Origin of the sequence: Streptomyces sp. WMMB 714, from assembly GCF_900090125.1 — a bacterium.
GTDB lineage: Bacteria > Actinomycetota > Actinomycetes > Streptomycetales > Streptomycetaceae > Streptomyces > Streptomyces daqingensis.
Map to the genome: position 1 here is coordinate 46,437 of NZ_FMHJ01000009.1, position 26,253 is coordinate 72,689.

21 protein-coding genes are annotated in these 26,253 nt (G+C 69.9%); 13 read left to right on the forward strand and 8 right to left on the reverse strand.

Annotated elements, in window-relative coordinates; all coding sequences use genetic code 11:
• Window positions 1-145 precede the first annotated feature (145 nt).
• On the forward strand, window positions 146-1,813 hold the full coding sequence (locus H181DRAFT_RS17680) for a glycoside hydrolase family 13 protein (RefSeq protein WP_078895814.1): 1,668 nt from the start codon (window positions 146-148) through the stop codon (window positions 1,811-1,813).
• Window positions 1,814-1,990: 177 nt separating this feature from the next.
• On the opposite strand, the gene H181DRAFT_RS17685 is transcribed toward H181DRAFT_RS17680, so the two are convergent.
• Window positions 1,991-2,593: a dihydrofolate reductase family protein gene (locus tag H181DRAFT_RS17685; RefSeq protein WP_045865490.1), complete on the reverse strand. Its 603-nt coding sequence runs from the start codon at window positions 2,591-2,593 to the stop codon at window positions 1,991-1,993.
• Between the two features lie 273 nt (window positions 2,594-2,866).
• Here H181DRAFT_RS17685 and H181DRAFT_RS29490 point away from each other — a divergent pair, with 273 nt between their 5' ends.
• Window positions 2,867-3,007 carry a hypothetical protein gene (locus H181DRAFT_RS29490; RefSeq protein ID WP_158715451.1) on the forward strand — a complete coding sequence of 47 codons (141 nt, stop codon included), beginning with the start codon at window positions 2,867-2,869 and terminating at the stop codon, window positions 3,005-3,007.
• A 99-nt stretch (window positions 3,008-3,106) separates the two neighbouring features.
• Here the strand turns inward: H181DRAFT_RS29490 and H181DRAFT_RS17690 are convergent, their stop codons facing one another.
• The 4 genes from H181DRAFT_RS17690 to H181DRAFT_RS17705 form a co-directional block, all read right to left on the reverse strand.
• Entirely contained in the window at window positions 3,107-4,723 is a 1,617-nt protein-coding gene (locus H181DRAFT_RS17690; protein ID WP_045865491.1) for a glycerol-3-phosphate dehydrogenase/oxidase, read from the reverse strand.
• A gap of 5 nt (window positions 4,724-4,728) precedes the next feature.
• A complete protein-coding gene (glpK, locus tag H181DRAFT_RS17695) occupies window positions 4,729-6,279 on the reverse strand; it encodes a glycerol kinase GlpK (protein ID WP_045865492.1) in 1,551 nt (516 codons plus the stop codon).
• 113 nt (window positions 6,280-6,392) lie between these two features.
• A complete protein-coding gene (locus H181DRAFT_RS17700; protein ID WP_045865493.1) occupies window positions 6,393-7,148 on the reverse strand; it encodes an MIP/aquaporin family protein in 756 nt (251 codons plus the stop codon).
• 242 nt (window positions 7,149-7,390) lie between these two features.
• Complete coding sequence (locus H181DRAFT_RS17705; RefSeq protein ID WP_045865494.1) at window positions 7,391-8,239, reverse strand: IclR family transcriptional regulator; 849 nt, start codon at window positions 8,237-8,239, stop codon at window positions 7,391-7,393.
• A 276-nt stretch (window positions 8,240-8,515) separates the two neighbouring features.
• On the opposite strand from H181DRAFT_RS17705, the gene metH reads away from it, so the two are divergent.
• The 3 genes from metH (at window position 8,516) to H181DRAFT_RS17720 (ending at window position 14,783) form a co-directional block, all read left to right on the forward strand.
• A complete protein-coding gene (gene metH, locus H181DRAFT_RS17710) occupies window positions 8,516-12,040 on the forward strand; it encodes a methionine synthase (RefSeq protein ID WP_045865495.1) in 3,525 nt (1,174 codons plus the stop codon).
• A 105-nt stretch (window positions 12,041-12,145) separates the two neighbouring features.
• The gene (locus H181DRAFT_RS17715) at window positions 12,146-12,847 is read left to right on the forward strand and encodes an HAD family hydrolase (RefSeq protein ID WP_045865496.1); all 702 of its coding nucleotides are present in this window, start codon (window positions 12,146-12,148) and stop codon (window positions 12,845-12,847) included.
• A gap of 343 nt (window positions 12,848-13,190) precedes the next feature.
• Window positions 13,191-14,783, forward strand: a complete 1,593-nt coding sequence (locus H181DRAFT_RS17720) for an ABC transporter substrate-binding protein (RefSeq protein ID WP_045865497.1) — start codon at window positions 13,191-13,193, stop codon at window positions 14,781-14,783.
• Between the two features lie 80 nt (window positions 14,784-14,863).
• Here H181DRAFT_RS17720 and H181DRAFT_RS17725 read toward each other — a convergent pair whose 3' ends face one another.
• Both H181DRAFT_RS17725 and H181DRAFT_RS17730 read right to left on the reverse strand, forming a co-directional pair.
• A complete protein-coding gene (locus H181DRAFT_RS17725) occupies window positions 14,864-15,532 on the reverse strand; it encodes a response regulator (RefSeq protein WP_045865498.1) in 669 nt (222 codons plus the stop codon).
• A 45-nt stretch (window positions 15,533-15,577) separates the two neighbouring features.
• Window positions 15,578-16,498, reverse strand: a complete 921-nt coding sequence (locus H181DRAFT_RS17730) for a RecB family exonuclease (protein WP_045865499.1) — start codon at window positions 16,496-16,498, stop codon at window positions 15,578-15,580.
• Between the two features lie 191 nt (window positions 16,499-16,689).
• On the opposite strand from H181DRAFT_RS17730, the gene H181DRAFT_RS17735 reads away from it, so the two are divergent.
• From H181DRAFT_RS17735 to H181DRAFT_RS17745, 3 genes are all read left to right on the forward strand, one after another.
• On the forward strand, window positions 16,690-18,198 hold the full coding sequence (locus tag H181DRAFT_RS17735; protein WP_107068794.1) for a site-2 protease family protein: 1,509 nt from the start codon (window positions 16,690-16,692) through the stop codon (window positions 18,196-18,198).
• A gap of 32 nt (window positions 18,199-18,230) precedes the next feature.
• Window positions 18,231-19,163, forward strand: coding sequence for a tRNA (adenine-N1)-methyltransferase (locus H181DRAFT_RS17740; protein ID WP_045865501.1), 933 nt, complete (start codon window positions 18,231-18,233; stop codon window positions 19,161-19,163).
• A gap of 181 nt (window positions 19,164-19,344) precedes the next feature.
• Entirely contained in the window at window positions 19,345-19,914 is a 570-nt protein-coding gene (locus tag H181DRAFT_RS17745; protein WP_175439793.1) for a hypothetical protein, read from the forward strand.
• Between the two features lie 54 nt (window positions 19,915-19,968).
• On the opposite strand, the gene H181DRAFT_RS17750 is transcribed toward H181DRAFT_RS17745, so the two are convergent.
• On the reverse strand, window positions 19,969-20,268 hold the full coding sequence (locus H181DRAFT_RS17750) for a ferredoxin (protein ID WP_045865503.1): 300 nt from the start codon (window positions 20,266-20,268) through the stop codon (window positions 19,969-19,971).
• Window positions 20,269-20,511: 243 nt separating this feature from the next.
• Between H181DRAFT_RS17750 and arc the strand changes: the two genes are divergently transcribed.
• The 5 genes from arc to prcA all read left to right on the forward strand — a co-directional run bounded on the left by arc (window position 20,512) and on the right by prcA (window position 26,215).
• Window positions 20,512-22,278 (forward strand): proteasome ATPase, encoded by a 1,767-nt coding sequence (arc, locus tag H181DRAFT_RS17755; protein ID WP_045865504.1) that lies wholly within the window; start codon window positions 20,512-20,514, stop codon window positions 22,276-22,278.
• Between the two features lie 257 nt (window positions 22,279-22,535).
• Window positions 22,536-24,047 (forward strand): depupylase/deamidase Dop, encoded by a 1,512-nt coding sequence (gene dop, locus H181DRAFT_RS17760; RefSeq protein ID WP_074467925.1) that lies wholly within the window; start codon window positions 22,536-22,538, stop codon window positions 24,045-24,047.
• A gap of 141 nt (window positions 24,048-24,188) precedes the next feature.
• Window positions 24,189-24,407, forward strand: coding sequence for a ubiquitin-like protein Pup (locus H181DRAFT_RS17765; RefSeq protein WP_045865506.1), 219 nt, complete (start codon window positions 24,189-24,191; stop codon window positions 24,405-24,407).
• 132 nt (window positions 24,408-24,539) lie between these two features.
• A complete protein-coding gene (prcB, locus tag H181DRAFT_RS17770; protein ID WP_045865507.1) occupies window positions 24,540-25,385 on the forward strand; it encodes a proteasome subunit beta in 846 nt (281 codons plus the stop codon).
• A gap of 53 nt (window positions 25,386-25,438) precedes the next feature.
• Window positions 25,439-26,215 carry a proteasome subunit alpha gene (gene prcA / locus H181DRAFT_RS17775; RefSeq protein WP_045865508.1) on the forward strand — a complete coding sequence of 259 codons (777 nt, stop codon included), beginning with the start codon at window positions 25,439-25,441 and terminating at the stop codon, window positions 26,213-26,215.
• The last annotated feature ends 38 nt before the right edge of the window (window positions 26,216-26,253 follow it).

Consider the following 26,253-nt stretch of genomic DNA (forward strand, 5'->3'; position numbering starts at 1 on the left):
CTTGACCTCGGCGGAGATGCTGGACAGGATTGCGCAAGCGTTTTAGTAACCGGCCCGGCCGCGCACGGCGACGGCGGGCGAGCGCTCCGGCCGGACGCTCCGGGCCGGCGGCCCGGAACGGAGTGCGACGCAGGAGGAGGCCGCAGTGCAGGTGAACCCGTCCAGCCCGGGCGACGTGAAGGAGACCGGGGACTGGTGGCGTGAAGCCGCCGTCTACCAGGTGTACGTGCCGAGCTTCGCCGACTCCGACGGCGACGGCATGGGGGACCTCCGCGGCGTCAGCGGGCGCCTGGACCATCTCGCGGCACTCGGCGTCGACGCGCTGTGGCTGACGCCCTTCTACCCCTCGCCCTGGGCCGACGGCGGTTACGACGTCTCGGACTACCGCGACGTCGACCCGCGCCACGGCACGCTCGACGACTTCCGCGAACTGCTGGACCGCGCCCACGGGCACGGGCTGAAGGTCATCGTCGACATCGTTCCCAACCACTGCTCTGACCAGCACCCCTGGTTCGCCGAGGCGCTCGCCGCCGCACCCGGCTCTCCTGCCCGCGACCGCTTCCACTTCCGGGACGGCGAAGGCCCCGACGGCAGCGAACCTCCCGCCGACTGGCAGTCCAAGTTCGGCGGCGGAGCCTGGACGCGTACGGCGGACGGCCAGTGGTACATGCACATCTTCGCCGCCGAGCAGCCCGACCTGAACTGGGAGAACCCCGAGGTCGCGGCCGACTTCGAGCGCACCCTGCGGTTCTGGCTCGACCTCGGTGCGGACGGCTTCCGGGTCGACGTCGCCCACGGGCTGCGCAAGGACCTGGAGCCCCCGCTGCGGCACACCCGCGGCAACGACGCCGCACCGCTCAACTCCCCGCCCCAGGGCGACGACCACCCCTTCTGGGACCGCGACGAGGTGCACGGGATCTACCGCTCCTGGCGCGAGATCCTCGACGCCTACGAGCCGCCCCGTATCGCGGTGGCGGAGGCCGGGGTCAGCGCCACCCGGCTCCCCCTGTACACCAGGCCCGACGAGCTCCACCAGGCGTTCAACTTCTTCCACCTGCGCTGCCCCTGGGACGCCCGTTCCTTCCGGGACGTCATCGACACCTCCCTCGAAGGCGCCCGCTCCGTGGGGACGCTGCCGACCTGGGTCCTCTCCAACCACGACGTCGTACGCCACGTCACCCGCTACGGCCTGCCGGAGGGCACCGACCCGGCCGCCTGGCTGATGTCGGACGGCACGGAACCCGCCGCGGACCTGGACCTCGGACGCCGCCGGGCCCGCGCGTCCGCGCTGCTGACCCTGGCACTGCCCGGGACGGCGTACCTGTACCAGGGCGAGGAGCTGGGCCTGCCGGAGGTGCCGGACCTGCCCGCCGAGGCGCTGCGCGACCCGATGTGGGAGCGCACGGGCCGCACCCTCAAGGGCCGTGACGGCTGCCGCGTACCGCTGCCCTGGCAGGAGGACGGGCCCTCGTACGGCTTCGGGCCCGGCGGCGGATGGCTGCCGCAGCCCAAGGGGTGGGGGGAGTACTCGGCCGCGTCGCAGTCCGGGGACCCGGAGTCGTTCCTGGAGCTGTACCGCACGGCTCTGCGGCTGCGCGCGGACGTGCGGGGGAGCGGCGACCTGGAATGGCTGCCGTCGGAGCAGGACGAGCTGGCCTTCCGCCGGGGACGGGCGCTGGAATGCCGGGTCAACCTGGGCGGGCGGCCGGTGCCGCTGCCCGCCGGGGCCGACGTCCTGGTGGCCAGCGATGCTCCCGAGCCGGGTGGCCTGCTCGCACCGGACACGGCGGTCTGGCTCAGGCCCTCGGGGTGAACCACGGCCGCGCAGGCGGGACTCGGCCGGAGGCGGGACCTGGCGCCGGCTTCGGCCAAGGGGGTCGGGCTACGGCGCACCGGCCCGGCCCGCAGAGCCGTCCGTACGGAGGGGCCCACCAGCTTCGCGATCGCCGATCGGCGGTCTCGGGGCGCCGACGTCGGTCCAAGAGGTGGGTTAAGGGGCGCCGAGCGGCGGGTGGTCGAGCACGCGGGGCTTGTACTCGACCATCTGGATGCGGCCGTCGAAGGTTCGGTGCTCGGTCATCTCGAGGGCGACGTCCGGGTAGCCGTCGTAGATGCGTTCTGCGCCCGTGGCCCCGGTGATCACGGGGAACATCCCGACCCGGAAGCGGTCGACGAGTCCGGCCCGAAGCAGGGACCGGCACAGGCTGAGGCTGCCGATCGTGCTGAGGAGCCCCGAGCCACTCGACTTCATGGCGCGGACCGTCTTGACGGCGTCGTCGCGGACGAGTGTGGAGTTGGCCCACGTCAGTGGCTCCTCGAGTGAGGAGGAGAACACCACCTTGGACGCTCGCGTGAGCTCGTCGACGGACGCCTCTTCTTCGGGCCTGAACTCGTCCTGGCCATCCGGGACCTCGCCGGCCGCGAAGCCTGACATCTGGCGGTAGGTGTTCGCTCCCATGAGGTAGGTGACCTCGGGCTGTTCGCCGAGCCAAGCGAGGTACTCCGGGCCCTCCAGGCCCCAGAACCCGGGCCAGCCCTCTCCCGATGCGTTGCCGTCGAGGGAGGTGATGAAGTCGACGAGAAGCTCTGACATGGCGGCGCCCTTCCCTTCGGGTGTCACGACCTGGACCAGCCCGGAGCCGGAAATTCATCGGCCGCGCGGTGGGTGACGCGGAAACCCGTGTGCTGAAGCCGATCAAGTCGTCCTAGGAGTGGAGGCAGCGGCGAACGCTGCTGGCCGAAGATACGTCGAGTCGCTGCACGTGCCGATCCGCCGGCTCCCCGCTCAACTCGCGGCCGTCTGCCTGCTGCTGCGACAGCTTCAGGCGACGATGACGCTCAACTCGGACTGTCTTCGGCGCCTTCCATGGCTTCTTCCTTTGCCGAGGGCGGCGAGGTGCCTCAGGGTCTCGACTTCGCCCCGGGCGTTGCCTGTCCTCCGGGACAGGAGCCGCTGGTCCACCTGGGCAAGGCGCGGCGCGTCCGGCAGGACGGTGCGTCCGGCTGAGAGGCCCGCCGTCCACGCCCCCTGGGAGGCCGGGGGACTCGGCGCCGTGCCGCCGCCGGGAGAGCGGCGGCCGCACGGCGCCGAGAGGCCGCCCGCGCGTCAGGCGGGACGCTGCGCCAGCAGCATGCCGACCCGCTCGCGCACCTCGTCGGTGTCCAGGCCCCGGATCGTGAGAGTCGTACGGCGCCGCAGCACGTCGTCGACGGTCTCGGCCCACTCGTGGTCGCGTGCGTGGACGACCTGTGCCCAGATCTCCGGCCCGTCCGGGTGGATGCGCTCGCCCAGCGACGGGTCCTCGTTGACCAGACGCGCGATGTCGAAGGCCAGCGAGCCGTAGTGGGTGGCCAGATGACGGGCGGTCATCGGGTCCATGCGCGGGCCGGGCTCGCGCTCACGGTCCACCAGCAGCCGGTGGGCGACGGCGTTGGGGTTGCTGATGCCGGGCAGCGGCGTGCGCCTGACCAGCTCCCGCACGGGCTCCATGTCCTGCGCGAGCGAACCGCCCGGCAACTTGGCCAGCTTGTTCATCACCGCGCGGCCGATGTGCCTGTACGTCGTCCACTTGCCGCCGGCGACGGAGAGCATCCCGCCGATGCCCTCGCTCACCACGGTCTCCCGCTTGGCGGCCGTCACGCCGCCGGGTCCGCCCGGCAGCACGCGCAGCCCCGCGAAGGCGTACGTGATCAGGTCGCGGGAGAGGTGCTCGTCGCGTACGGAGAACGCCGCCTCGTCGAGGATCTGATCGATGTCGGCGTCGGTGGCCGACACGTCCGCGGGGTCGCCCTCGTACGCCTCGTCGGTGGTGCCCAGCAGCAGCTGGTCCTCCCAGGGGAGAGCGAAGGTGATGCGGTACTTGTCGATGGGCGTGGCCATGGCGGCCCGCCACGGCGACCTGCGCCGGAGCACCAGATGCGCGCCCTTGGACAGCCGGACGCTCGGCGCGGCGCCCTTGTCCTCCAGCCTGCGCAGATGGTCAACCCAGGGGCCGGTCGCGTTGAGCACCAGGCGGGCGTCGACCCCGAACTCGCTCCCGTCCGTACGGTCGCGCAGTTCGGCGCCGGTGACGCGGCCGCAGGTGCGGCGCAGGCCGACGACCTCGGCGTGGTTGAGCACCACGGCACCGGAGTCGACGGCTGCGCGCACCGTCATCACAGCCATGCGGGAGTCGTTCATCTGGTGGTCGCGGTAGAGCGCGACCGCCCTGAGGCCGTCCGTGCGCAGCCCCGGGTTGTCCGCGGCGGCACGCGAGGGGGAGATGAGGCGCCCCACGCCGTCGCCGAACGCCGAGAGCGCGCTGTAGGCGAAGACGCCCGCACCCAGCTTCGCCGCACCGTGCGGACCGCCCTTGTAGACGGGCAGGTAGAACGTGAGCGGGTTGACCAGGTGCGGGGCGACGTCCTTCGCGAGTACCCGGCGTTCGTGGTGATTCTCCGCCACCAGCTTGACCGCGCCGGTCTGCAGGTAACGCAGGCCGCCGTGGACCAGCTTGGAGGAGGCGGAGGAGGTGGCGCCGGCGAAGTCGCCGGCGTCCACCATCGCCACCCGCAGACCCGACTGCGCGGCGTGCCATGCCACCGAGGTGCCCAGGATGCCGCCGCCGATCACGAGCAGGTCGTACGTCGCGTTGGCGAGCAGCCCCCTGGTCTCGGCGCGGCTCGGATTGCCGCCGGCAGCCGGGCGCGTCCCGAGGGTGGGGACGCTCTGCAGGGTGTTCATGTCGTTCAGTTCTCCTCTTCGATCCAGCCCATGGTCCGCTGGACGGCCTTGAGCCAGTTCTTGTACTCGCGGTCGCGGTCGGCCGCGTCCATGCTGGGCGTCCACTCGGCCGCCCTCTTCCAGTTGGCGCGCAACTCGTCGGTGTCGGACCAGAATCCGACGGCGAGCCCTGCCGCGTAGGCCGCGCCGAGGCAGGTGGTCTCGGCGACCATCGGACGGACGACGGGAGCGTCGAGGAAGTCCGACATGGTCTGCATGAGCAGGTTGTTGGAGGTCATGCCGCCGTCGACCTTCAACGCGGTCAGCTCGACCCCGGAGTCCTTCTGCATCGCGTCGACGATCTCGCGGGTCTGCCAGGCGGTCGCCTCCAGAACGGCCCGGGCCAGGTGCGCCTTGGTGACGTAGCGGGTCAGGCCGGCTATGACGCCGCGGGCGTCGTCCCGCCAGTACGGGGCGAAGAGACCCGAGAAGGCGGGTACGAAGTACGCGCCGCCGTTGTCGTCCACGGAGCTGGCGAGCGTCTCGATCTCGGCCGCGGAGTTGATCAGGCCCATCTGGTCGCGCATCCACTGCACCAGCGAACCGGTGACGGCGATGGCGCCTTCCAGCGCGTAGACGGGGCGCTCGTCGCCGATCTGGTAACCGACCGTCGTCAGCAGCCCGTTGTAGGAGTTGACGGCCTCGTGGCCGGTGTTGAGCAGCAGGAAGGTGCCCGTCCCGTAGGTGGACTTGGCCTCGCCTTCGGAGTAGCAGGTCTGCCCGAACAGGGCCGCCTGCTGGTCGCCCAGAGCGGACGCGACGGGAACGCCGGCGAGCGCGCCGGTCGCCTCCCCGTACACCTCGGCGGAGGAACGGATCTCGGGGAGCACCGACATCGGGACGCCCATGGACTCGCAGATCTTCTCGTCCCAGGCCATGGTGCGCAGGTTCATCAGCATGGTGCGGGACGCGTTGGTCACGTCGGTGACGTGACGGCCGCCGTCGGGGCCGCCGGTGAGGTTCCAGATGACCCAGGAGTCCATGGTGCCGAAGAGCAGTTCGCCGCGGTCGGCGCGCTCGCGCAGGCCGTCGACGTTGTCGAGCAGCCAGCGGATCTTCGGGCCCGCGAAGTAGGAGGCGAGCGGCAGGCCGGTCTCGCGGCGGAAGCGGTCCTGGCCCACGTTGCGGCCGAGCTCGCGGCACAGGGCGTCGGTGCGGGTGTCCTGCCAGACCAGGGCGTTGTGCACGGGCTCGCCGGTGGCCTTGTCCCACAGCAGCGTCGTCTCACGCTGGTTGGTGATGCCCAGGGCCTTCACGTCGGCCTTGGTGATGCCGGCCTGGTCCAGGGCGCCGGTCACCACTTCCTGGACGTTGGTCCAGATCTCCGAGGCGTCGTGCTCGACCCAGCCGGGCTTCGGGAAGATCTGCTCGTGCTCCTTCTGGTCGACCGAGACGATGCGGCCGTCCTTGTCGAAGACGATGCAGCGGCTGGAGGTGGTGCCCTGGTCGATGGCGGCGATGAAGGGGCCCTCGCCGTGGGAGGAGGCGCCGGTGGACCGGTTGTCGGTGTCGCTCATGTCCTGCTCTCCAAGTTGTTCGGTGGGAAGGGCTCAAGCCCTCTCCGTGGCAGCCGGCCTGCGCGGACGAGGCCGGGCCACGGAGCGGGCGCCGAGCGGAGCGGGCCTTTGTCTCAGGCGAAGGCGATGTGGTGGACGCCTGCGGCGAGCGCCGCGCCGACGAGGGGGCCGACGATCGGGACCCAGGAGTAGGACCAGTCGGAGCCGCCCTTGTTGGGCAGGGGGAGCAGCGCGTGGACGATGCGGGGGCCGAAGTCGCGGACGGGGTTGATGGCGTATCCCGTCGGGCCACCGAGCGACAGGCCGATGCCGAGGACGACCAGCGCCACGAGCAGCACCCCGATACCGGAGAGGCCGACGCCCTTGTTCAGGCCCTGCGTGAGGATCGCGATGATCAGCACGAACGTGCCGATGATCTCCGTCGCCAGGTTCTGCGCGGCGTTGCGGATCTCGGGGGAGGTGAAGAAGACGCCGTGCACGGGGCCGGGGTTCTCGCCCTTGCGCTCAGCCATCGCCGGTTCCTTGAGGTCGGCGTGGAACTGGCCGTAGTAGGCCAGCCACACCAGCACGGCGCCGATCATCGCGCCGAGAAGTTCGGAGGCGAAGTAGAGCGGGACGTCGCCCCACTTGGTCGTGCCCTCGATGGCCAGGGCCAGCGTGACCGCCGGGTTGAGGTGTGCGCCGGAGACGCCCGCGGCCACGTAGCCGCCGGTCAGAACGGCCATACCCCAGCCGAAGGTGATGACGATCCAGCCGGAGTTGTGCGCCTTCGAGCGCTTGAAGGTGACGGCTGCGCACACGCCGCCACCGAGCAGGATGAGCATGGCCGTGCCTATGACTTCACCGAAGAAGATGTCGGAGCTGGACACCCGCGACTCCTTTGTCTTGTCCAGATGGGGAGGGCGGGCCGGTCCCGTCCGGTGTTCGACAATGCCGACCGCCGACTGGGCAGTTTTGTCCCTGGTGAAGGTCCCGTCAAGAGGTGTGACTCAGGTCTCTCCGGAGCATCTCCGCGCGGAGGCGGCGAGCTGGCCGGACGCGGCTCTCCGCACACCTCACGGGAGTGCGTCCGCGCCGTTGCGGCGGCGCGTCTCCGGTGCCGCCGTCCCGCTCAGAACCGCGAGGCCCCCAGGTCCCGTGAGACCGCCCGCGCGCAGTCCCGCACGGCCGCGACCAGCAGCGGACGCAGTTCGGCCTCCCCGCCCGCCCCGCCCCCGGAGCTGCCCGGGCCGGGCGCGGCCGCCGGGCCCGCTCCGCCCGCCGGCGCCCCGACCGGCACCTCCTCGCACAGCCGCTCCACGGCGCCGGTGACGCCCACCGCGCCCACCGGCATGCGCCGCCTGTCCCGGATGGGAGCCGCGATCGAGGCGAGGCCCTCCCAGGTCTCCTCGACGTCGGCCGCCCAGCCGCGGGCGCGCGTCAGCTCGAGGACTTCCTCGAAGGCGTCGAGGGCGGTGACCGTGCGCTCCGTGAAGCGCTGCCGCTCGCCGTCCACCGCCTCGCTGTGCGCCACCGGGTCGTAGGCGGCCAGGACCTTGCCCAGGGCGGTGCTGTGCAGCGGCTGCATCACGCCGACCTCCAGCACCTGGCGGCTGTTGTCGGGCCGGAAGACGTGGTGCACGATCAGCACGCCCCGCTTGTGCAGGACGCCCAGGTAGACGCTCTCCCCGCTGGAACGTGCCAGGTCGTCGGCCCAGACCAGCGCACGCGAGCGCAGCTCGTGGACGTCGAGGTAGCTGGTGCCCAGCCGGAGCAGTTCGGCGCCGAGCTGGTACTTGCCCGTGGCCCCGTCCTGCTCGACGAAGCCCTCCTGCTGGAGGGTGCGCAGCAGGCCGTGCGCGGTGGCCTTCGGCAGTTCCATGGACGCGGCGATGTCGGAGAGGCCCAGCCGGCGCTCTCCGCCCGCCAGGACGCGCAGCACGGCTGCCGCACGTTCGAGCGACTGGATGGTCCGGGCCACCTGGCACCTCCCTGACCTGCTCTCCGCGAGCCGCTCTAGTACGGGTTCGACAATGCCGAACGGTAGCGCTTGATCCCCTGCTGCGGTAGCCCGGTCTCCGGCGGTCCTCCGTTCGGGGTAACTCGGGGTACGGAGATCCGGTTCCGGCGCTCCGGCGGTCCGCTGTGTGGAATGTCCGGCTGCGCTCTTGTGCTCGCCCGATACCCTGATCAGGTGCGCCGTCTCTCCGGGGCGGCCGCATAGCCGACAGCCGTCGCATCCTAGGGAGAACCCTTCATGGCCTCGCCGAGCAGTACGCCCGCATCCGCCTTCCCCCGGGCAGCCGCCCTGCGAAAGGCGCTCAAGGAGCGCGTGATCGTCGCTGACGGCGCGATGGGCACGATGATCCAGGCGCAGGACCCCAGCCTCGACGACTTCCAGCAGCTCGAAGGCTGCAACGAGATCCTGAACGTCACCCGGCCCGACATCGTCCGCTCGGTCCACGAGGAGTACTTCGCCGCCGGCGTCGACTGCGTCGAGACCAACACCTTCGGCGCCAACCACGCGGCACTCGGCGAGTACGACATCGTCGAGCGCGTCCACGAGCTGTCCGAGAAGGGCGCCCGCCTCGCCCGGGAGGTCGCCGACGAGTTCGAGGCGGACGGCCGCCCCCGCTGGGTGCTGGGCTCCATGGGCCCCGGCACCAAGCTGCCCACTCTCGGCCACGCCCCGTACGCCACGCTCCGCGACGCCTACCAGCGCAACGCGGAGGGCATGATCGCCGGTGGCGCCGACGCGCTGCTGGTGGAGACCACGCAGGACCTGCTCCAGACGAAGGCCTCCGTCATCGGGGCCCGCCGGGCCATGGACGCGCTCGGCGCGCACGAGCTGCCGCTGATCTGCTCGGTGACGGTCGAGACCACCGGCACGATGCTGCTGGGCTCGGAGATCGGCGCCGCCCTCAACGCCCTCGAACCGCTCGGCATCGACATGATCGGCCTCAACTGCGCCACGGGGCCCGCCGAGATGAGCGAGCACCTGCGCTACCTCGCGCAGCACGCCCAGGTGCCGATCTCCTGCATGCCCAACGCGGGCCTCCCCGTACTCGGCAAGGACGGGGCCCACTACCCGCTGACCCCCGAGGAGCTGTGCGACGCCCACGAGGGCTTCGTCCGCGACTACGGCCTCTCCCTGGTCGGCGGCTGCTGCGGTACGACCCCGGAGCACCTGCGCCAGCTCGTGGAGCGCGTACGGGGCAAGGAACCGGCCACGCGCACCCCGGCCCCCGAACCCGGCGCCTCGTCCCTGTACCAGCTCGTTCCCTTCCGGCAGGACACCTCGTACCTCGCGATCGGCGAGCGCACGAACGCCAACGGGTCGAAGAAGTTCCGCGAGGCCATGCTGGACGGCCGCTGGGACGACTGCGTCGAGATCGCGCGCGACCAGATCCGCGAAGGCGCCCACATGCTCGACCTGTGCGTCGACTACGTGGGCCGCGACGGGGTCGCCGACATGAAGGAGCTGGCGGGGCGCTTCGCCACGTCCTCCACCCTGCCCATCGTCCTGGACTCCACCGAGGTGGACGTCATCAAGGCCGGCCTGGAGATGCTCGGCGGCCGGGCGGTGATCAACTCCGTGAACTACGAGGACGGCGACGGGCCCGAGTCCCGCTTCGCGCGCGTCTCGGCGCTGGCCAGGGAGCACGGTGCCGCCCTGATGGCCCTGACCATCGACGAGGAGGGCCAGGCCCGCACGGCCGAGCACAAGGTCGCCATTGCCGAACGGCTCATCGAGGACCTCACCACCAACTGGGACATCCCCGAGTCGAGCATCCTCATCGACTGTCTGACGTTCACCATCTGCACCGGCCAGGAGGAGTCCCGCAAGGACGGCATCAACACCATCGAGGCGATCCGGGAGCTCAAGCGGCGCCACCCGGACGTGCAGACCACGCTGGGCCTGTCCAACATCTCCTTCGGGCTCAACCCGGCGGCGCGGATCGTCCTCAACTCCGTCTTCCTCGACGAGTGCGTGAAGGCCGGCCTCGACTCCGCGATCGTGCACGCCAGCAAGATCCTCCCGATCGCACGGCTGGAGGAGGAGCAGGTCAACACGGCCCTGGACCTCGTCTACGACCGCCGCCGCGAGGGCTACGACCCGCTGCAGCACCTGCTGGAGCTCTTCGAGGGCGTCGACACCAAGGCGATGAAGGCCGGCAAGGCCGAGGAACTGGCCGCCCTGCCCCTGGACGAGCGGCTGCAGCGGCGCATCATCGACGGCGAGCGCAACGGCCTGGAGGCGGACCTCGACGAGGCGCTGCGGGAGCGTCCCGCGCTGGACATCGTCAACGACACGCTGCTCGCGGGCATGAAGGTGGTCGGCGAGCTCTTCGGCTCGGGCCAGATGCAGCTGCCGTTCGTGCTCCAGTCGGCGGAGGTGATGAAGACCGCCGTCGCCCATCTCGAGCCGCACATGGAGAAGTCCGACGACGAGGGCAAGGGCACGATCGTGCTGGCCACCGTCCGCGGCGACGTGCACGACATCGGCAAGAACCTCGTCGACATCATCCTCTCCAACAACGGCTACAACGTCGTCAATCTGGGCATCAAGCAGCCCGTCAGCGCGATCCTCGACGCCGCCGAGGAGAACAAGGCCGACGTCATCGGCATGTCCGGCCTCCTGGTGAAGTCCACGGTGATCATGAAGGAGAACCTGGAGGAGCTGAACCAGCGCAGGATGGCCGCCGACTTCCCCGTCATCCTCGGCGGTGCGGCCCTGACCCGCGCGTACGTGGAGCAGGACCTGCACGAGATCTACGAGGGCGAAGTCCGCTACGCGCGGGACGCGTTCGAAGGGCTGCGGCTGATGGACGCCCTCATCGGCATCAAGCGGGGCGTCCCCGGCGCGGAGCTGCCGCCGCTGAAGCAGCGGCGCGTGCCCAAGCGGCCCTCGTCCGAGGAGGGCCAGGTGCCGGAGGCCGAGGTCAACGACGGCTCCGTGCGCTCGGACGTGTCCACCGACAACCCGCTGCCGTCCCCGCCGTTCTGGGGGAGCCGCGTCGTGAAGGGCATCGGCCTCAAGGACTACGCGTCCTGGATCGACGAGGGCGCCCTCTTCAAGGGCCAGTGGGGGCTGAAGGAGTCCCGCAAGGGCGACGGCCCCAGCTACGAGGAGCTGGTCGAGTCCGAGGGGCGTCCCCGGCTGCGCGGCCTGCTGGAGAAGCTGCACACCGAGAACCTGCTCGAGGCGGCCGTCGTCTACGGCTACTACCCCTGCGTCTCCAAGGGCGACGACCTGATCCTGCTGAACGAGGACGGCAGCGAGCGCACCCGCTTCACCTTCCCCCGCCAGCGGCGTGGGCGGCGGCTGTGCCTGGCGGACTTCTTCCGTCCCGAGGAATCCGGCGAGCAGGACGTCGTCGGGCTCCAGGTGGTCACCGTGGGATCCAAGATCGGCGAGAAGACGGCGGAGCTCTTCGCCTCCGACGCCTACCGGGACTACCTGGAGCTGCACGGCCTCTCCGTGCAGCTCGCGGAGGCCCTGGCGGAGTACTGGCACGCCCGGGTCCGCTCCGAGCTGGGATTCGCGGGGGAGGACCCGGAGGCGATGACGGACATGTTCGACCTGAAGTACCGCGGGGCGCGCTTCTCCCTCGGCTACGGGGCCTGCCCGAACCTCGAGGACAGGGCGAAGATCGCCGATCTGCTGCAGCCGGAGCGCATCGGGGTGGAGCTCTCCGAGGAGTTCCAGCTGCACCCCGAGCAGTCCACGGACGCCATCGTCATCCACCATCCGGAGGCCAAGTACTTCAACGCCCGATAACGGGTATGAGCGAACCATCGTAGAATGGTCGGTCCGGTAGAGGCCGGTCGTCCGCTCCCCCGAGCGGCCGACCGGCCTTGTTGTCCCTTACGGAGGTGTACGCGGATGACCAGTTCCACCCCCGCGCTCGGCACTCTGACGGCCGAAGGCTCGTCCCTGCAGGCAGTGCTCCTCGACATGGACGGCACCCTTGTCGACACGGAGGACTTCTGGTGGGACGCCGAGAGTGAGGCATTCGCGGAACTGGGACACGTCCTGAAGGACGAATGGCGGCAGGTCGTGGTCGGCGGCCCCATGACCCGCAGCGCCGGCTTCCTCATCGAAGCCACGCAGGCCGACATCACGGTGGAGGAGCTGACCGGGCTGCTCAACGCCAAGTTCACCGAGCGGCTCCGGCGCGGCGTGCCGCTCGCCCCCGGGGCCCGGCGGCTCCTCACGGAGCTGCGCCTGCACGGCGTCCCGACGGCGCTGGTCTCCGCGTCGCACCGCGCGATCGTCGACGAGATGCTCAAGTCCCTGGGCCCGGAGCACTTCGACGTCACCATCGCCGGTGACGAACTGTCGCGCACCAAGCCGCACCCCGATCCGTATCTGACGGCCGCGAGGCGGCTGGGCGCCGATCCCGCCCGCTGCGCCGTCATCGAGGACACGGTGACCGGAGTGGCCGCGGGGGAGGCGGCGGGGTGCCAGGTGGTCGCCGTGCCGTCCGTGTCGCCGATCGAGGCCGCCGAGGGACGCACTGTCGTGAAGTCCCTCGAGGAAGTGAATCTGGCTTTTCTGCGGTCGCTCGTCATGGTGCCCCACTAGGCATTTCCCGCCGACTGCCAACTTTTCAGCGGTGATTCGCGAACTGGCCCCCTTGACGCGGCGCGTAGGGGACAGTGGCATACACCACGCACCGCTCGCCGCCGCCGGTTTCGGTGTGCGGCATGTCCCCTGAAGTGCGACGCAAATGCCGCTGTGTCCACATTGACCGACTGTTCGGACAGTTCGTTTCGGGCTATCCGTGCAATGGATCGGAGGTGATCCCCACGGGCCCCGAGTCCGTTGGCAGAACGAGCCTTCCGGATTTCTTTCTGTCGATGTTCCAGCTTTCCCTCCCGGCCTTCCGCCGCGTGGAGAATCCGGCCGGAGGAGAGGACCGCCGTTCATGATCCGCAAAACCATCGCGCTGCCCGCGGCAGCCGCTCTTCTGACGTCCCTGCTCGCCGGCTGCGGCGTGGAGCCCGCTGACGGAGAGGGGATCGTCGTGGGTACGACGGATTCCTTCGCAGTCACCGACTCCACCCCGGCGCCCTTCGACCCGGCGGCCTCCTACGACGTCAGCGCGTGGAACGTCATGCGCAACACGTTCCAGACGCTGCTGCGAATACCCCGCTCCGGCACCCGCCCCGTGACCGACGCGGCCGAGCGCTGCGGCTTCGTCGACAAGCAGAACGTCCACTACACCTGCACGCTGCGCAAGGGGCTCACCTTCTCGAACGGGCACAAGCTCGACGCCCGCGACGTCGAGTACTCGGTGCGACGGATACTGAACATCCGTTACGCCAACGGGCCCGTCTCGCTGCTCAGCGGCATCAAGAAGGTCAAGGCCACCAGCTCCCACGACATCGAGTTCCGGCTGAAGAAGTCGGACGCGACCTTCCCGTACAAGCTCGCCACCCCGGCCGCTGCCATCGTCGACAGCGAGACGTATCCCGACGACGGCTTCATCAAGAGCTTCAAGATCACGGGATCGGGCCCCTACCTGCTGGAGAGCCTCGACGACAAGGCGGGCAAGGCGGTCTTCACCCGCAACCCGGACTACAAGGGCGGGCTCAAGATCCGCAACGAGCGGATCGAACTGCGTTTCTACCCGAGCTCCAAGGCCATGGAGAAGGCGCTCCGCGACGGCGACATCGATCTGATGAACCGTACGATCTCGCCGAAGCAGGTGGCCGATCTGGAGGCGGCCGGCGACGACCGCGTCGACCTGGTCGAGCAGCCCGGCCAGGAGATCCGCTACCTCGTCTTCAACACCGAGGACGAGACGATGGGCCGGCGTTCGGTGCGGCGGGCGATGGCCGAGGTCATCGACCGCAAGGAACTCGTACGGGACGTCTACTCGCGCACCGCCGAACCGCTCTACTCGCTGGTCCCCTCCGGCGTGACGGGCCACCGCAACTCCTTCTTCAACGAGTACGGCGAGCCGGGGAAGGGCGCCGCGCGCGACATCCTGGAGGAGGCGGGCGTCGAGATCCCCGTGAAGATGGAGCTCGCCTACACCACGGACCACTACGGCAGTGTCACCGAGAAGGAGTTCGACAACCTCGAGAAGCAGCTGGACGACAGCGGGCTCTTCGAAGTGAAGACCAAGGGCGTGCCCTGGGCGAAGTACCGCACCGCGGCGCTGGAGGGCAAGTACGAGGTCTACGGCTATGGCTGGTTCCCCGACTTCCCGGACGCCGACAACTACATCGCCCCGTTCTTCGAGAAGAACAACTTCCTCGGCAGCTCCTACACGAACCCGGAGATCCGGGACCAGCTGATTCCGCTGACGCGCCGCGTGGCCGACCGGGTCCGCACCGCCGACGGCTTCGGACGCGCGCAGGACATCGTGGCCGAAGAGGTGCCGGTACTGCCGCTGTGGCAGGGCAAGCAGTTCATCGCCGCGCGGGACGACATCACGGGCGTGGAGTGGGCGCTCAACTCCTCATCCGTGCTGCAGCTGTGGGAACTGGGCCGCAGCACCGACGCGGGCTGAACCTTCGTCAGCAGGATTCCGCGGGCCGAAGGGTCCGAGCGGCCTGAGGAGCGGTCAGACGGCCTCGTCCGTCCCGGCGGTCACGTGCCGGGGCGGACGAGGCCGCTCTCGTAGGCGTAGACGGCGGCCTGCACGCGGTCGCGCAGCCCCAGCTTCGTCAGCACGTGACCGACGTGCGTCTTCACCGTCGTCTCGGAGACGAAGAGGTCGGCGGCGATCTCCGAGTTCGACAGGCCGCGTGCCACCAGCTTCAGCACCTCCACCTCACGGTCCGTCAGCTGGTTGAGGGCATCGGGCACCGGCTCCTCGCCGGAGGGGAGCTTCCCCGCGTACTTGTCCAGCAGGCGCCGGGTGATGCTGGGGGCCAGCATGGCCTCGCCGTCGGCGACCACGCGGATCGCCTGCACCAGTTCGGCCGCGGGCGCGTCCTTCAGCAGGAAGCCGCTGGCGCCTGCGCGCAGGGCCTCCACCACGTACTCGTCCAGGTCGAACGTGGTCAGCACCAGCACCTTCGCGGGGCCGTCCTTCGCGGGGCCGGTGATGCGGCGGGTCGCCTCGACGCCGTCCATCCTCGGCATCCGGATGTCCATCAGCACCACGTCCGGCTGCAGCGCCCGCACCTGGTCCAGGGCCTGGAGGCCGTCGCCCGCCTCGCCGACGACGGCGATGTCCTGCTCCGCCTCGAGGATCATCCGGAAGCCGGTGCGCAGCAGCGGCTGATCGTCTACCAGCAGAACGCGGACAGCCACGGAATCTCCTCCAGCAAGCGGCAGGTCATGTGGCCCCATTCTCGCTCAAGCCTGCGCGGGCGACTCCCGGGACCCTTCGGTGCGCGGCTCGGGCAGCCGGGGCTGGACGGTGAGCGGGTAGGGCGGGGGAGAGCCCCCGAACTCCGGGCAGTGCGCCTGATGGTCGCACCAGTCGCACAGCTTGCCCCGCCGGGGGCGCCAGTCACCCGTCTCCGTCGCACGGGTGATGGCCTCCCAGAGGGCGAGCAGCTTGCGCTCGACACGCAGCAGGTCGTTCTCGTCCGGGTCGTACGTCAGCACGTCGCCGCTGCCGAGGAAGACGAGCTGCAGACGCCTGGGCACCACGCCGCGCAGCCGCCACACGACCAGCGCGTAGAACTTCATCTGGAACAGCGGACCGTCGGCGAACTGCGGAGGCGGCGCCTTGCCCGTCTTGTAGTCGACGATCCGAACCTCCCCGGTGGGAGCGACGTCGACGCGGTCGATGATGCCGCGCAGCCGCAGCCCGGAGTCGAGCTTCGTCTCCACGAACAGCTCGCGCTCCGCCGGTTCCAGACGGGTCGGATCCTCCAGCGAGAACCACCGCTCGACCAGTGCTTCCGCCTCGGCGAGCCACAGGGCGAGCTGCTCCCCGTCGAGCGGAACCTCTCCGTCCTCTCCCTCCTCGCCGTCCGCGCTGCCACCCTCCGGGGTGAACAGCTGCCGCAGCTCGGGCCGTTTGGCCAGCAGCCGCTCCCACTCGCCCGCGACCAGGGACCGCGCCCGCCGCACGTCGCGGTGCTCGGCCGGCGCGTCGAAGAGCCGTTCCAGCACCGCGTGGACGACGGTTCCCCGCGTGGCGGCGGCTGAAGGTTTCTCAGGCAGTTTGTCGATCACCCGGAAGCGGTAGAGCAGCGGGCACTGCATGAAGTCGCTGGCGCGGGAAGGCGAAAGGGAGTTGGGCGGCGAGGCGACTCGGGTCTTCATGGGGTACGACCCTAGGGCCCCGCACCGACAGCGGACGCATACCATCGAGGACGACGCACAGCACTGCACGATCATGGGACCGGCAGCGCTGCGGAGTGCGAGGAAGCGGCAGAGGGGAACCCGTGGCGGACACGGACAACGGCGGCGGGCCGCACGACGGCTCCGGCGAACCGGAAAGGGAGGGAGCGGACATGGACCGTGCCCCCGACCGTCCCGGCAGCCGGACGCACCCCGAAGGGCAGCCGGAGCGCGGCGCGACGCCGGAGCCGGATCGAGATCGTGCAGGCGCTTCCCCCGGCGACGAGCCCGCAGACGGCGGCCCCGAATCCGGTGACTCCCGGCCCGGCGGCCCCCCGCCCGGCGCCGAGGAGGACGCGCGGGACGCGAAGGGCCCCGAGCAGCGCCCCGGTCAGGACGCCACGGCGCCCGGACGCGGCCCCGGCACCGGGAACGAGCCGCCACCCGCCGCGGGCCCGCGCCCGCCCGGCCCGGAGGCCGGGAGCTCGCAGCGCCCCACCCCCCTCGCCACCGACAGGGCCCGGCGCAACGGCCCTTTCGGCGGCGGCATCCTGATGGGCCGTCCCTTCGGCGTCCCCGTCTACGTGGCGCCCAGCTGGTTCCTCGTCGCGGCGCTCATCACATGGGTCTTCGGAGGCCAGCTCGACCGCGTCCTGCCCGAGCTGGGCGCCCTGCGCTACCTCATCGCGCTCTTCTTCGCGGTCGCCTTCTACGCCTCCGTCCTCGTGCACGAACTCGCCCACACCGTCGTGGCGCTCCGCTTCAAGCTGCCGGTCCGCCGCATCCAGCTCCAGTTCTTCGGCGGCGTCTCCGAGATCGAGAAGGAGGCCGAGAACCCCGGACGCGAGTTCTGGCTCGCGTTCGTCGGCCCGCTGCTCTCCCTGGTGCTCGCGGCGCTCTTCTACGGCGGGATGCAGGTCGTGCGGCCCGGCACCGTCCCCGGCGTGCTACTGGCCGGCCTGATGGTCTCCAACCTCATCGTGGCGGCCTTCAACCTGCTCCCCGGGCTGCCGCTGGACGGCGGACGCATGCTGCGCGCGCTGGTGTGGAAGCTCAGCGGACGCCCCATGACCGGAACCGTCTTCGCCGCCTGGACGGGCCGCGCCCTCGCCGTCGCCGTGCTGATCGGCCTGCCGCTGGCCACGTACGCGGGCGGCTTCACGCAGCAGAGCATCGGCGGCGTCGACTCGCTCATGGACGCGCTGCTCGCCGCCATCCTCGCGGCGATCATCTGGACCGGCGCCGGCAACAGCCTCCGCATGGCGCGGCTGCGCGAACACCTGCCGGACCTGCGGGCCCGGGCGCTCACCAGGCGTGCCGTCCCGGTGACGGCCGACACCCCGCTCTCGGAGGCGCTGCGCCGCGCGAACGAGGCCGGAGCACGGGCCCTCGTCGTCGTCGACGCCCTGGGCGCTCCGCTGTCGCTCGTACGGGAGGCCGCCATCGCCGGGGTCCCCGAGCACCGCCGCCCCTGGGTGGCCGTCTCGACCCTCGCCCAGGAGCTGAAGGAGGGCATGCGCGTCCCCGCGGAGCTGGCCGGGGAGGAGCTGCTGGAGTACCTGCGGGCCACCCCCGCCACCGAGTACCTGGTCGTCGAGGAGACCGGCGAGATCTACGGCGTCCTCGCCACGGGCGATGTCGAGCGGGCCTTCGTCGCGGCCATGGCGAAGCCCTCGGCGTGAACCGCGCAGGACACACCCGTTAGTCTGTGCGCATGTCCGAACCGACCGGTGCCGCCCGCCGTCGCGGGCCCTTCAAGGTCGGGGACCAGGTCCAGCTCACCGATCCCAAGGGACGCCACTACACGTTCACGCTCGAAGCGGGGAAGAGCTTCCACACCCACAAGGGAGCCTTCCCCCACGACGAGCTGATCGGCGCCCCCGAGGGCAGTGTCGTCCGTACCACGGGAAACGTCGCCTATCTCGCGCTGCGCCCCCTGCTCCCCGACTACGTCCTGTCCATGCCGCGCGGAGCCGCCGTCGTCTATCCCAAGGACGCGGGTCAAGTCCTTGCGATGGCCGACATCTTCCCCGGTGCGCGCATCGTCGAGGCCGGCGTCGGCTCCGGCTCCCTGAGCACCTTCCTGCTGCGCGCCATCGGCGACCAGGGCATGCTGCACAGCTACGAGCGCCGCGCCGACTTCGCCGAGATCGCGCAGCAGAACGTCGAGCGCTACTTCGGCGAGCCGCACCCCGCCTGGACGCTCACCGTCGGAGACCTCCAGGACCACCTCTCGGACACCGAGGTCGACCGCGTCATCCTCGACATGCTCGCCCCCTGGGAGTGCCTGGAGGCGGTCTCCAAGGCGCTCGTCCCCGGCGGCATCGTCTGCTGCTACGTCGCGACCACGACGCAGCTTGCGCGCATGGTCGAATCCATCCGCGAGCACGGCACGTTCAACGAGCCGCAGGCATGGGAGACCATGGTCCGCAACTGGCACGTCGAGGGTCTCGCCGTACGCCCCGACCACCGCATGATCGGCCACACGGGCTTCCTGCTCACCGCCCGCCGCCTCGCCGACGGCGTGGAGCCGCCGCTGCGCCGCCGCCGCCCCGCCAAGGGCGCCTACGGCGAGGACTACACAGGTCCGGGCAGCGCCTCCGGCGGCGCGAAGAAGGACTCCGGCGGCTCCTCGCCCGCGAGCTGAGCCGCCCCCGCGTACACCTGGACGCCCTGCCCCGCGGTTCTGAACTCGGGGGCGGGGCGCGGGTGTTGACGCACCGCCAGAGTTGCCGCGCCAAAGTGCGGACCCGGCCGTTCCGATGCGGTGTGACCTGTGGCACGATGCTGGGCATCCCCCGGCACACACTTCACAGGAGTCACCCGGCGTGACGGAACTGCCGCACACCCGTACCCGCATGGTGCACTGGCTGAGCACGGCTGTGGCCCTCGCCGCCGTCGTCGGCGCCTCGTCGTTCATCCAGCCCGCCGGCGCCAGCGCCCAGGCCCCGCTCACGACCAAGGCGGCCGGCCCCGCCCCGGATCCGGAGGCGGCGCGCTATCCCGTCGACTGCGGAAGAGGTCCCGGAGTCAAGGTCGATGTCGTGGACCAGGGTTCGGCGGACTTCGACGGGGACGGACAGAGCGAGACGGTCGCCTCCGTCCGCTGCCACTCGGGCACCGGCACGCCTCCCAACGCGCTGTACGTACTGGCCGCGGCGGCCGAACCGGATGCTCCGCCGCGGATAGTGGCCACGATGCTGCGCACCAAGGAGCGCATGACGGTCCAGGACCTGAAGGTCCGCGGCACCACGGTCTCCGCGAAGCTCCTCGGCTACTCGTCACCGTCCGTGCCCAGCTGCTGCCCCGACAAGCAGCGGAAGGTGAAGTGGGAGTGGAAGGACGGGAAGTTCGCCCTCAGGGCAGCGCCCGTCCCCGGAGCTCCGGAGAGCGTCTGAGAGCAACGGGCCGGTGCTGCCAGCCTTCTTCGATGACGCCGAGTGCCGGGCCGGTCACTCCGCGGAGTCGTCGGCGTCGGGGCCGTAGACCTCAACGCTGTCCGAAACCCTGCGTACATGGATGCAGTCGCCGGGGCACTCCTTGGCGGAGTCCACGACGTCGTTGAGGAGCGGAAGCGGCACCGGCGTCGCGGCGCCCTTCTCCTGAAGCAGCTCGTCCTGGGCGTCTTTCACGTAGGCCAAGCCATCGATGTCCAGCTCGAACACCTCTGGTGCGTACTGCGCGCAGATGCCGTCGCCGGTGCACAGGTCCTGGTCGATCCAGACCTCGAGTGCGTCGTTCCCGGTGCTCATCCTGTCGCCTGCCGTTCCTGCGGTCGTGAGGGAAGCTGCCGCCCATCAAGGGCTGTTGACCACCTCGACCCTACAACCGGCTGCTTCCGGATGATGATGGGTGGGTATCCCCCCTGTGGTGAGGGAGCGCGCAAGGGTGAAGATCAGACACACCGCGAGAGTCTTTCTGATCTAGGGTTTCAACCCGTACCGGTACAGGTAGGGTCAGGAAGCGTCCAGCTCCCCCTGGAGGAGGTGAGGACCGTGGCAGCCCACGACGACGACATCAACCGCGGCATCCGGCCCGGGCGGGGTTCCGAAGACCCCTCCGGCCAGGTCGCGTATCTCGAGCAGGAAATCGCCGTCCTGCGCCGCAAGCTCGCCGACTCTCCGCGGCACACTCGCATTCTCGAGGAGCGGATCGTCGAGCTGCAGACCAACCTGGCAGGCGTCTCGGCACAGAACGAGCGGCTCTCCAACACTCTCCGTGAGGCGCGCGATCAGATCGTGGCCCTCAAGGAAGAGGTGGACCGTCTCGCCCAGCCGCCCGCCGGATTCGGTGTCTTCCTGCAGGCCAACGACGACGGCACGGCGGACATCTTCACCGGCGGCCGCAAGCTCCGCGTGAACGTCAGCCCCAGCGTCGAACTCGAAGAGCTCCGGCGCGGCCAGGAAGTGATGCTCAACGAAGCGCTCAACGTGGTCGACGCGATGAAGTTCGAGAGCGCCGGCGACATCGTCACGCTCAAGGAGGTCCTCGAGGACGGCGAGCGCGCCCTGGTCGTCGGCCACACCGACGAGGAGCGCGTGGTGCGCCTCGCGGAGCCGCTGCTCGAAGCGACGCTCCGTGCCGGTGACGCACTGCTGCTGGAGCCGCGCTCCGGTTACGTCTTCGAGGTCGTTCCGAAGAGCGAGGTCGAGGAGCTCGTCCTCGAAGAGGTCCCGGACATCGACTACGCCAAGATCGGCGGTCTGCGCGGGCAGATCGAGCAGATTCGCGACGCGGTGGAGCTCCCGTACCTGCACCCCGACCTCTTCAAGGAGCACGAACTCCGGCCGCCCAAGGGCGTCCTGCTCTACGGCCCGCCCGGCTGCGGCAAGACGCTGATCGCCAAGGCCGTCGCCAACTCGCTGGCGAAGAAGGTCGCGGAAGTCACCGGGAAGCCCCAGGGGAAGAGCTACTTCCTCAACATCAAGGGCCCCGAGCTGCTCAACAAGTACGTGGGCGAGACCGAGCGGCACATCCGCCTGGTCTTCCAGCGGGCCAGGGAGAAGGCGAGCGAGGGCACTCCCGTCATCGTCTTCTTCGACGAGATGGACTCCCTCTTCCGCACCCGCGGCTCGGGTGTCAGCTCGGACGTCGAGAACACGATCGTCCCGCAGCTGCTCTCCGAGATCGACGGTGTGGAGGGCCTGGAGAACGTCATCGTCATCGGCGCCTCGAACCGCGAGGACATGATCGACCCGGCGATCCTGCGTCCCGGCCGTCTCGACGTGAAGATCAAGATCGAGCGTCCCGACGCCGAGGCCGCGAAGGACATCTTCTCGAAGTACCTGACCGCGAACCTTCCGCTGCACGCGGACGACGTGGCCGAGCACGGCGGGAACACGAACGCCGCAGTCGACGCCATGATCCAGTCCGTCGTGGAGCAGATGTACGCGGAGTCGGAGGAGAACCGCTTCCTGGAGGTCACGTACGCCAACGGAGACAAGGAAGTCCTCTACTTCAAGGACTTCAACTCCGGCGCCATGATCGAGAACATCGTCGGCCGTGCGAAGAAGATGGCGATCAAGGCGTTCCTCGACCAGAACCAGAAGGGTCTGCGCGTCGCCCATCTGCTCGCCGCCTGCGTCGACGAGTTCAAGGAGAACGAGGACCTTCCCAACACCACCAACCCCGACGACTGGGCCCGCATCTCCGGCAAGAAGGGCGAGCGGATCGTCTACATCCGTACGCTCGTCACCGGAAAGCAGGGTGCGGACACGGGCCGTTCCATCGACACCGTGGCCAATACCGGTCAGTACTTGTAAGCAGACAGCGATCCGGCTGCGGACGCCCCGGGTGGACCCCCGCCGAGAGCAGGGGGGCGGGGGCGGCCGTGGCCGGATCGTTTTGAGCAGACTGAGGAAGTCCGCTGAGTGATGTCCCGGCTTCAGTCCGTGCGTTCTAGGCTCGTGCGTAGTGCCGCTGCGTGCGGTGCCCAGGAGCGGAGCGCACGCGGGCAGATCGCGCAGCGGGACTTGAGCGGAGGCCCATCGGCGGGCCGTCGCCGGGCAAGGAGGGCCGCATGACCGTACGGCGAGTAATGGGCATCGAGACCGAGTACGGAATCTCCGTGCCCGGCCACCCCAACGCCAATGCCATGCTCACCTCGTCCCAGATCGTCAACGCCTACGCCGCGGCGATGCACCGGGCGCGCCGCGCCCGCTGGGACTTCGAGGAGGAGAACCCGCTGCGGGACGCGCGGGGATTCGACCTGGCACGGGAGTCCGCCGACGCGAGCCAGCTCACGGACGAGGACATCGGCCTGGCGAACGTGATCCTCACCAACGGCGCGCGCCTCTACGTCGACCACGCCCACCCCGAGTACAGCTCGCCCGAGATCACCAACCCTCTCGACGCCGTGCTGTGGGACAAGGCGGGGGAGAGGATCATGGCGGAGGCCGCAGAGCGCGCCGCCGAGGTCCCCGGCACCCAGGCGATCCATCTGTACAAGAACAACACCGACAACAAGGGCGCCTCCTACGGCACCCACGAGAACTACCTGATGAAGCGGGAGACGGCGTTCTCCGACATCGTGCGGCACCTGACGCCGTTCTTCGTCTCCCGCCAGGTGGTCTGCGGGGCCGGCCGCGTGGGGCTGGGCCAGGACGGCAGCGAGCACGGCTTCCAGCTCAGCCAGCGCGCGGACTACTTCGAGGTCGAGGTCGGCCTCGAGACGACGCTGAAGCGGCCCATCATCAACACGCGGGACGAGCCGCACGCGGACGCCGAGAAGTACCGCCGCCTGCACGTGATCATCGGTGACGCCAACCTCTCGGAGATCTCCACCTACCTCAAGCTCGGCACCACGGCTCTGGTGCTCTCCATGATCGAGGACGGGTTCATCGCCGTCGACCTGGCCGTCGACCAGCCCGTACGCACCCTGCACCAGGTCTCGCACGATCCGACGTTGCGGAAGCTGATCACGCTCCGCAGCGGCCGTACGCTCACGGGCGTCCAGCTCCAGATGGAGTACTGCGAGCTCGCGCGCAAGTACGTCGAGGAGCGCTGGGGGGCCGACGCCGACGAGCAGACGAAGGACGTGCTGACCCGCTGGGAGGACGTGCTCTCCAGGCTGGAGACGGATCCGATGAGTCTCTCCGGCGAGCTGGACTGGGTCGCCAAGCGGGAGCTCATGGAGGGCTACCGGCGCCGCGACGGCCTGGGCTGGGACGCGGCCCGGCTGCACCTCGTGGACCTGCAGTACGCGGACGTGCGCCTGGACAAGGGCCTGTACAACCGGCTCGCGAACCGCGGCAGCATCCAGCGGCTCCTGGAGGAGGACGACATCCGGCGGGCGGTGGGGAAGCCCCCGGAGGACACCAGGGCCTACTTCCGCGGCCGCTGCCTGGAGCAGTACGCGGACGACGTGGCCGCCGCCTCCTGGGACTCGGTGATCTTCGATCTGCCCGGCCGTGACTCTCTGCAGCGGGTGCCCACACTCGAGCCGCTGCGGGGTACCCGGGACCACGTCAAGGAGCTCCTGGACCGCTGCGGCTCGGCGGAGGAGCTGGTGAGAGTGCTTTCCGGACGTTGAAAAGGGCTATTCCGCGCCGGATACGGGAATCACCGGGGTGGTCCTCCGACGTTGGGAGAAGTGAAGGGCCGATGTCAGTCCCTGCTTGTAGGGTCTGATCTTGTACGTCACGCGTACACCGAACCGAGCGGGGTGAGGGATATGGCGACCAAGGACACCGGCGGCGGGCAGCAGAAGGCCTCCCGTCAGACCGAGGAGACCGAGGAGCAGGCCGAGGAGACGCAGGTCTCCGAGGATCTCAAGGAGCGCCAGGAGGCACTCTCCGAGGACGTCGACTCCGTTCTGGACGAGATCGACGACGTCCTCGAGGAGAACGCCGAGGACTTCGTGCGGTCCTTCGTTCAGAAGGGCGGAGAGTAAGGCGCGTGAGTCACCGTCCTGCGTCCCCGAAGCCCGGGGGCGCAGGACGGATGACATTCGAGCCTCCGGGTATGGTCCGATCAGCATTCCAAGATCCGTCTGATTCGACTTCCGACTCGTGGAAGGAAACGTGTGGAAGCCAACACTCGTGACACGGGGCGTCTGCCGGCAGCCTTCCTGACGCCCGGCTCGTCCTCGTTCATGGACTTCCTGTCCGATCACGCCCCGGACGTGCTGCCCGGCAACCGGCCGCTGCCGGCTGTCGAGGGCGCCGTACAGGCTCCGCACGGCACCACCATCGTCGCGGCGACGTATGCCGGCGGTGTGGTGCTCGCGGGCGACCGGCGCGCGACGATGGGCAACGTCATCGCGCAGCGGGACATCGAGAAGGTCTTTCCGGCCGACGAGTTCTCCGCGGTCGGCATCGCCGGCACGGCCGGCCTCGCGGTGGAGATGGTCAAGCTCTTCCAGCTGGAGCTGGAGCACTTCGAGAAGGTGGAGGGGTCCGCACTCTCCCTGGAGGGCAAGGCCAACAGGCTCTCCACGATGATCCGCAGCAACCTGGGCATGGCGCTGCAGGGCCTCGCCGTGGTCCCGGTGTTCGCCGGGTACGACGTGGACCGCGAGAAGGGCCGCATCTTCTCCTACGACGTGACGGGCGGCCGTTCCGAAGAGGTCGGCTTCACCGCCGTCGGTTCCGGATCCGTCTTCGCGCGCGGCTCTTTGAAGAAGCTGCACCGCGACGACCTGACGGAAGAGCAGGTCGCCACTGTCGCGTTGCAGGCGCTGTACGACGCGGCGGACGACGACTCGGCCACCGGCGGCCCCGACATGGCCCGGCGGATCTACCCGACCCTGACGGCCATCTCCGACGAAGGCTGCCGCAAGCTCCCCGAGGACGAGGTCTCCGGGCTCGTCCGCGCGATGCACGAGGGCAGGCTCGAGCAGCCCAACGGGCCGAAGGCCCCGCTCTCCTAATGGCCACGGGGCCTTCGGTGCCCTCTTACAGGACAGGAAGGGACGGATAGCCGGTGTCGACGCCGTTCTACGTCTCACCCCAGCAGGCCATGGCGGACCGCGCCGAGTATGCCCGCAAGGGCATCGCGCGGGGACGCAGCGTGGTCGTGCTGCAATACGCCGACGGCATCGTGTTCGTCGCCGAGAACCCCTCGAGGTCGCTGCACAAGATCAGTGAGATCTACGACCGCATCGCCTTCGCGGCGGTCGGCAAGTACAACGAGTTCGAGAATCTGCGCATCGGCGGTGTGCGGTACGCGGACCTGCGGGGCTTCACCTACGACCGGGCCGATGTGACGGCACGGGGCCTTGCGAACGTCTACGCCCAGACCCTCGGCACGATCTTCTCGAGCGCCGCGGAGAAGCCGTACGAGGTGGAGCTGATCGTCGCGGAGGTCGGTCCGGCCCCCGAGGACGACCAGATCTACCGGCTGCCGCACGACGGTTCGATCGTGGACGAGCACGGTTCGCTCGCCGTCGGCGGCAACTCGGACCAGATCAACAGCTTCCTGGAGGAGCGCCACCGCGACGACATGACGCTGGCCGAGGCCGTGAAGCTCGGCAAGGAGTCCCTCGCACGGGACAACAACGGCGGTGAACGAGAGCTGACCGCCGACCAGTTGGAGGTCGCCCTGCTGGACCGCAGCCGCGTGCAGCAGCGGAAGTTCAAGCGCGTGCTCGGCCCGCAGTTGCGGCGGTTGCTCGGCGAGGACTCCTCGTCCGGCGGTTCCTCCGCGACGTCGGGGAGCGGCGCTTCGGACAGCTCGTCGGAGGGCGACTCGGAGGAGTAGCGACAGCGAGGGTGCTGCCGGGTGTGCCCGGCGCATCC

What these genes read in the sequence shown, in the direction of transcription:
- H181DRAFT_RS17685 (WP_045865490.1), bottom strand. Translation starts at nt 2,593, where the DNA reads ATGTCAGAGCTTCTCGTCGACTTCATCACCTCCCTCGACGGCAACGCA.
- H181DRAFT_RS29490 (WP_158715451.1), top strand. Translation starts at nt 2,867, where the DNA reads ATGGCTTCTTCCTTTGCCGAGGGCGGCGAGGTGCCTCAGGGTCTCGAC.
- H181DRAFT_RS17690 (WP_045865491.1), bottom strand. Translation starts at nt 4,723, where the DNA reads ATGAACACCCTGCAGAGCGTCCCCACCCTCGGGACGCGCCCGGCTGCC.
- glpK (WP_045865492.1), bottom strand. Translation starts at nt 6,279, where the DNA reads ATGAGCGACACCGACAACCGGTCCACCGGCGCCTCCTCCCACGGCGAG.
- metH (WP_045865495.1), top strand. Translation starts at nt 8,516, where the DNA reads ATGGCCTCGCCGAGCAGTACGCCCGCATCCGCCTTCCCCCGGGCAGCC.
- H181DRAFT_RS17715 (WP_045865496.1), top strand. Translation starts at nt 12,146, where the DNA reads ATGACCAGTTCCACCCCCGCGCTCGGCACTCTGACGGCCGAAGGCTCG.
- H181DRAFT_RS17720 (WP_045865497.1), top strand. Translation starts at nt 13,191, where the DNA reads ATGATCCGCAAAACCATCGCGCTGCCCGCGGCAGCCGCTCTTCTGACG.
- H181DRAFT_RS17730 (WP_045865499.1), bottom strand. Translation starts at nt 16,498, where the DNA reads ATGAAGACCCGAGTCGCCTCGCCGCCCAACTCCCTTTCGCCTTCCCGC.
- H181DRAFT_RS17735 (WP_107068794.1), top strand. Translation starts at nt 16,690, where the DNA reads ATGGACCGTGCCCCCGACCGTCCCGGCAGCCGGACGCACCCCGAAGGG.
- H181DRAFT_RS17740 (WP_045865501.1), top strand. Translation starts at nt 18,231, where the DNA reads ATGTCCGAACCGACCGGTGCCGCCCGCCGTCGCGGGCCCTTCAAGGTC.
- H181DRAFT_RS17750 (WP_045865503.1), bottom strand. Translation starts at nt 20,268, where the DNA reads ATGAGCACCGGGAACGACGCACTCGAGGTCTGGATCGACCAGGACCTG.
- dop (WP_074467925.1), top strand. Translation starts at nt 22,536, where the DNA reads ATGACCGTACGGCGAGTAATGGGCATCGAGACCGAGTACGGAATCTCC.
- H181DRAFT_RS17765 (WP_045865506.1), top strand. Translation starts at nt 24,189, where the DNA reads ATGGCGACCAAGGACACCGGCGGCGGGCAGCAGAAGGCCTCCCGTCAG.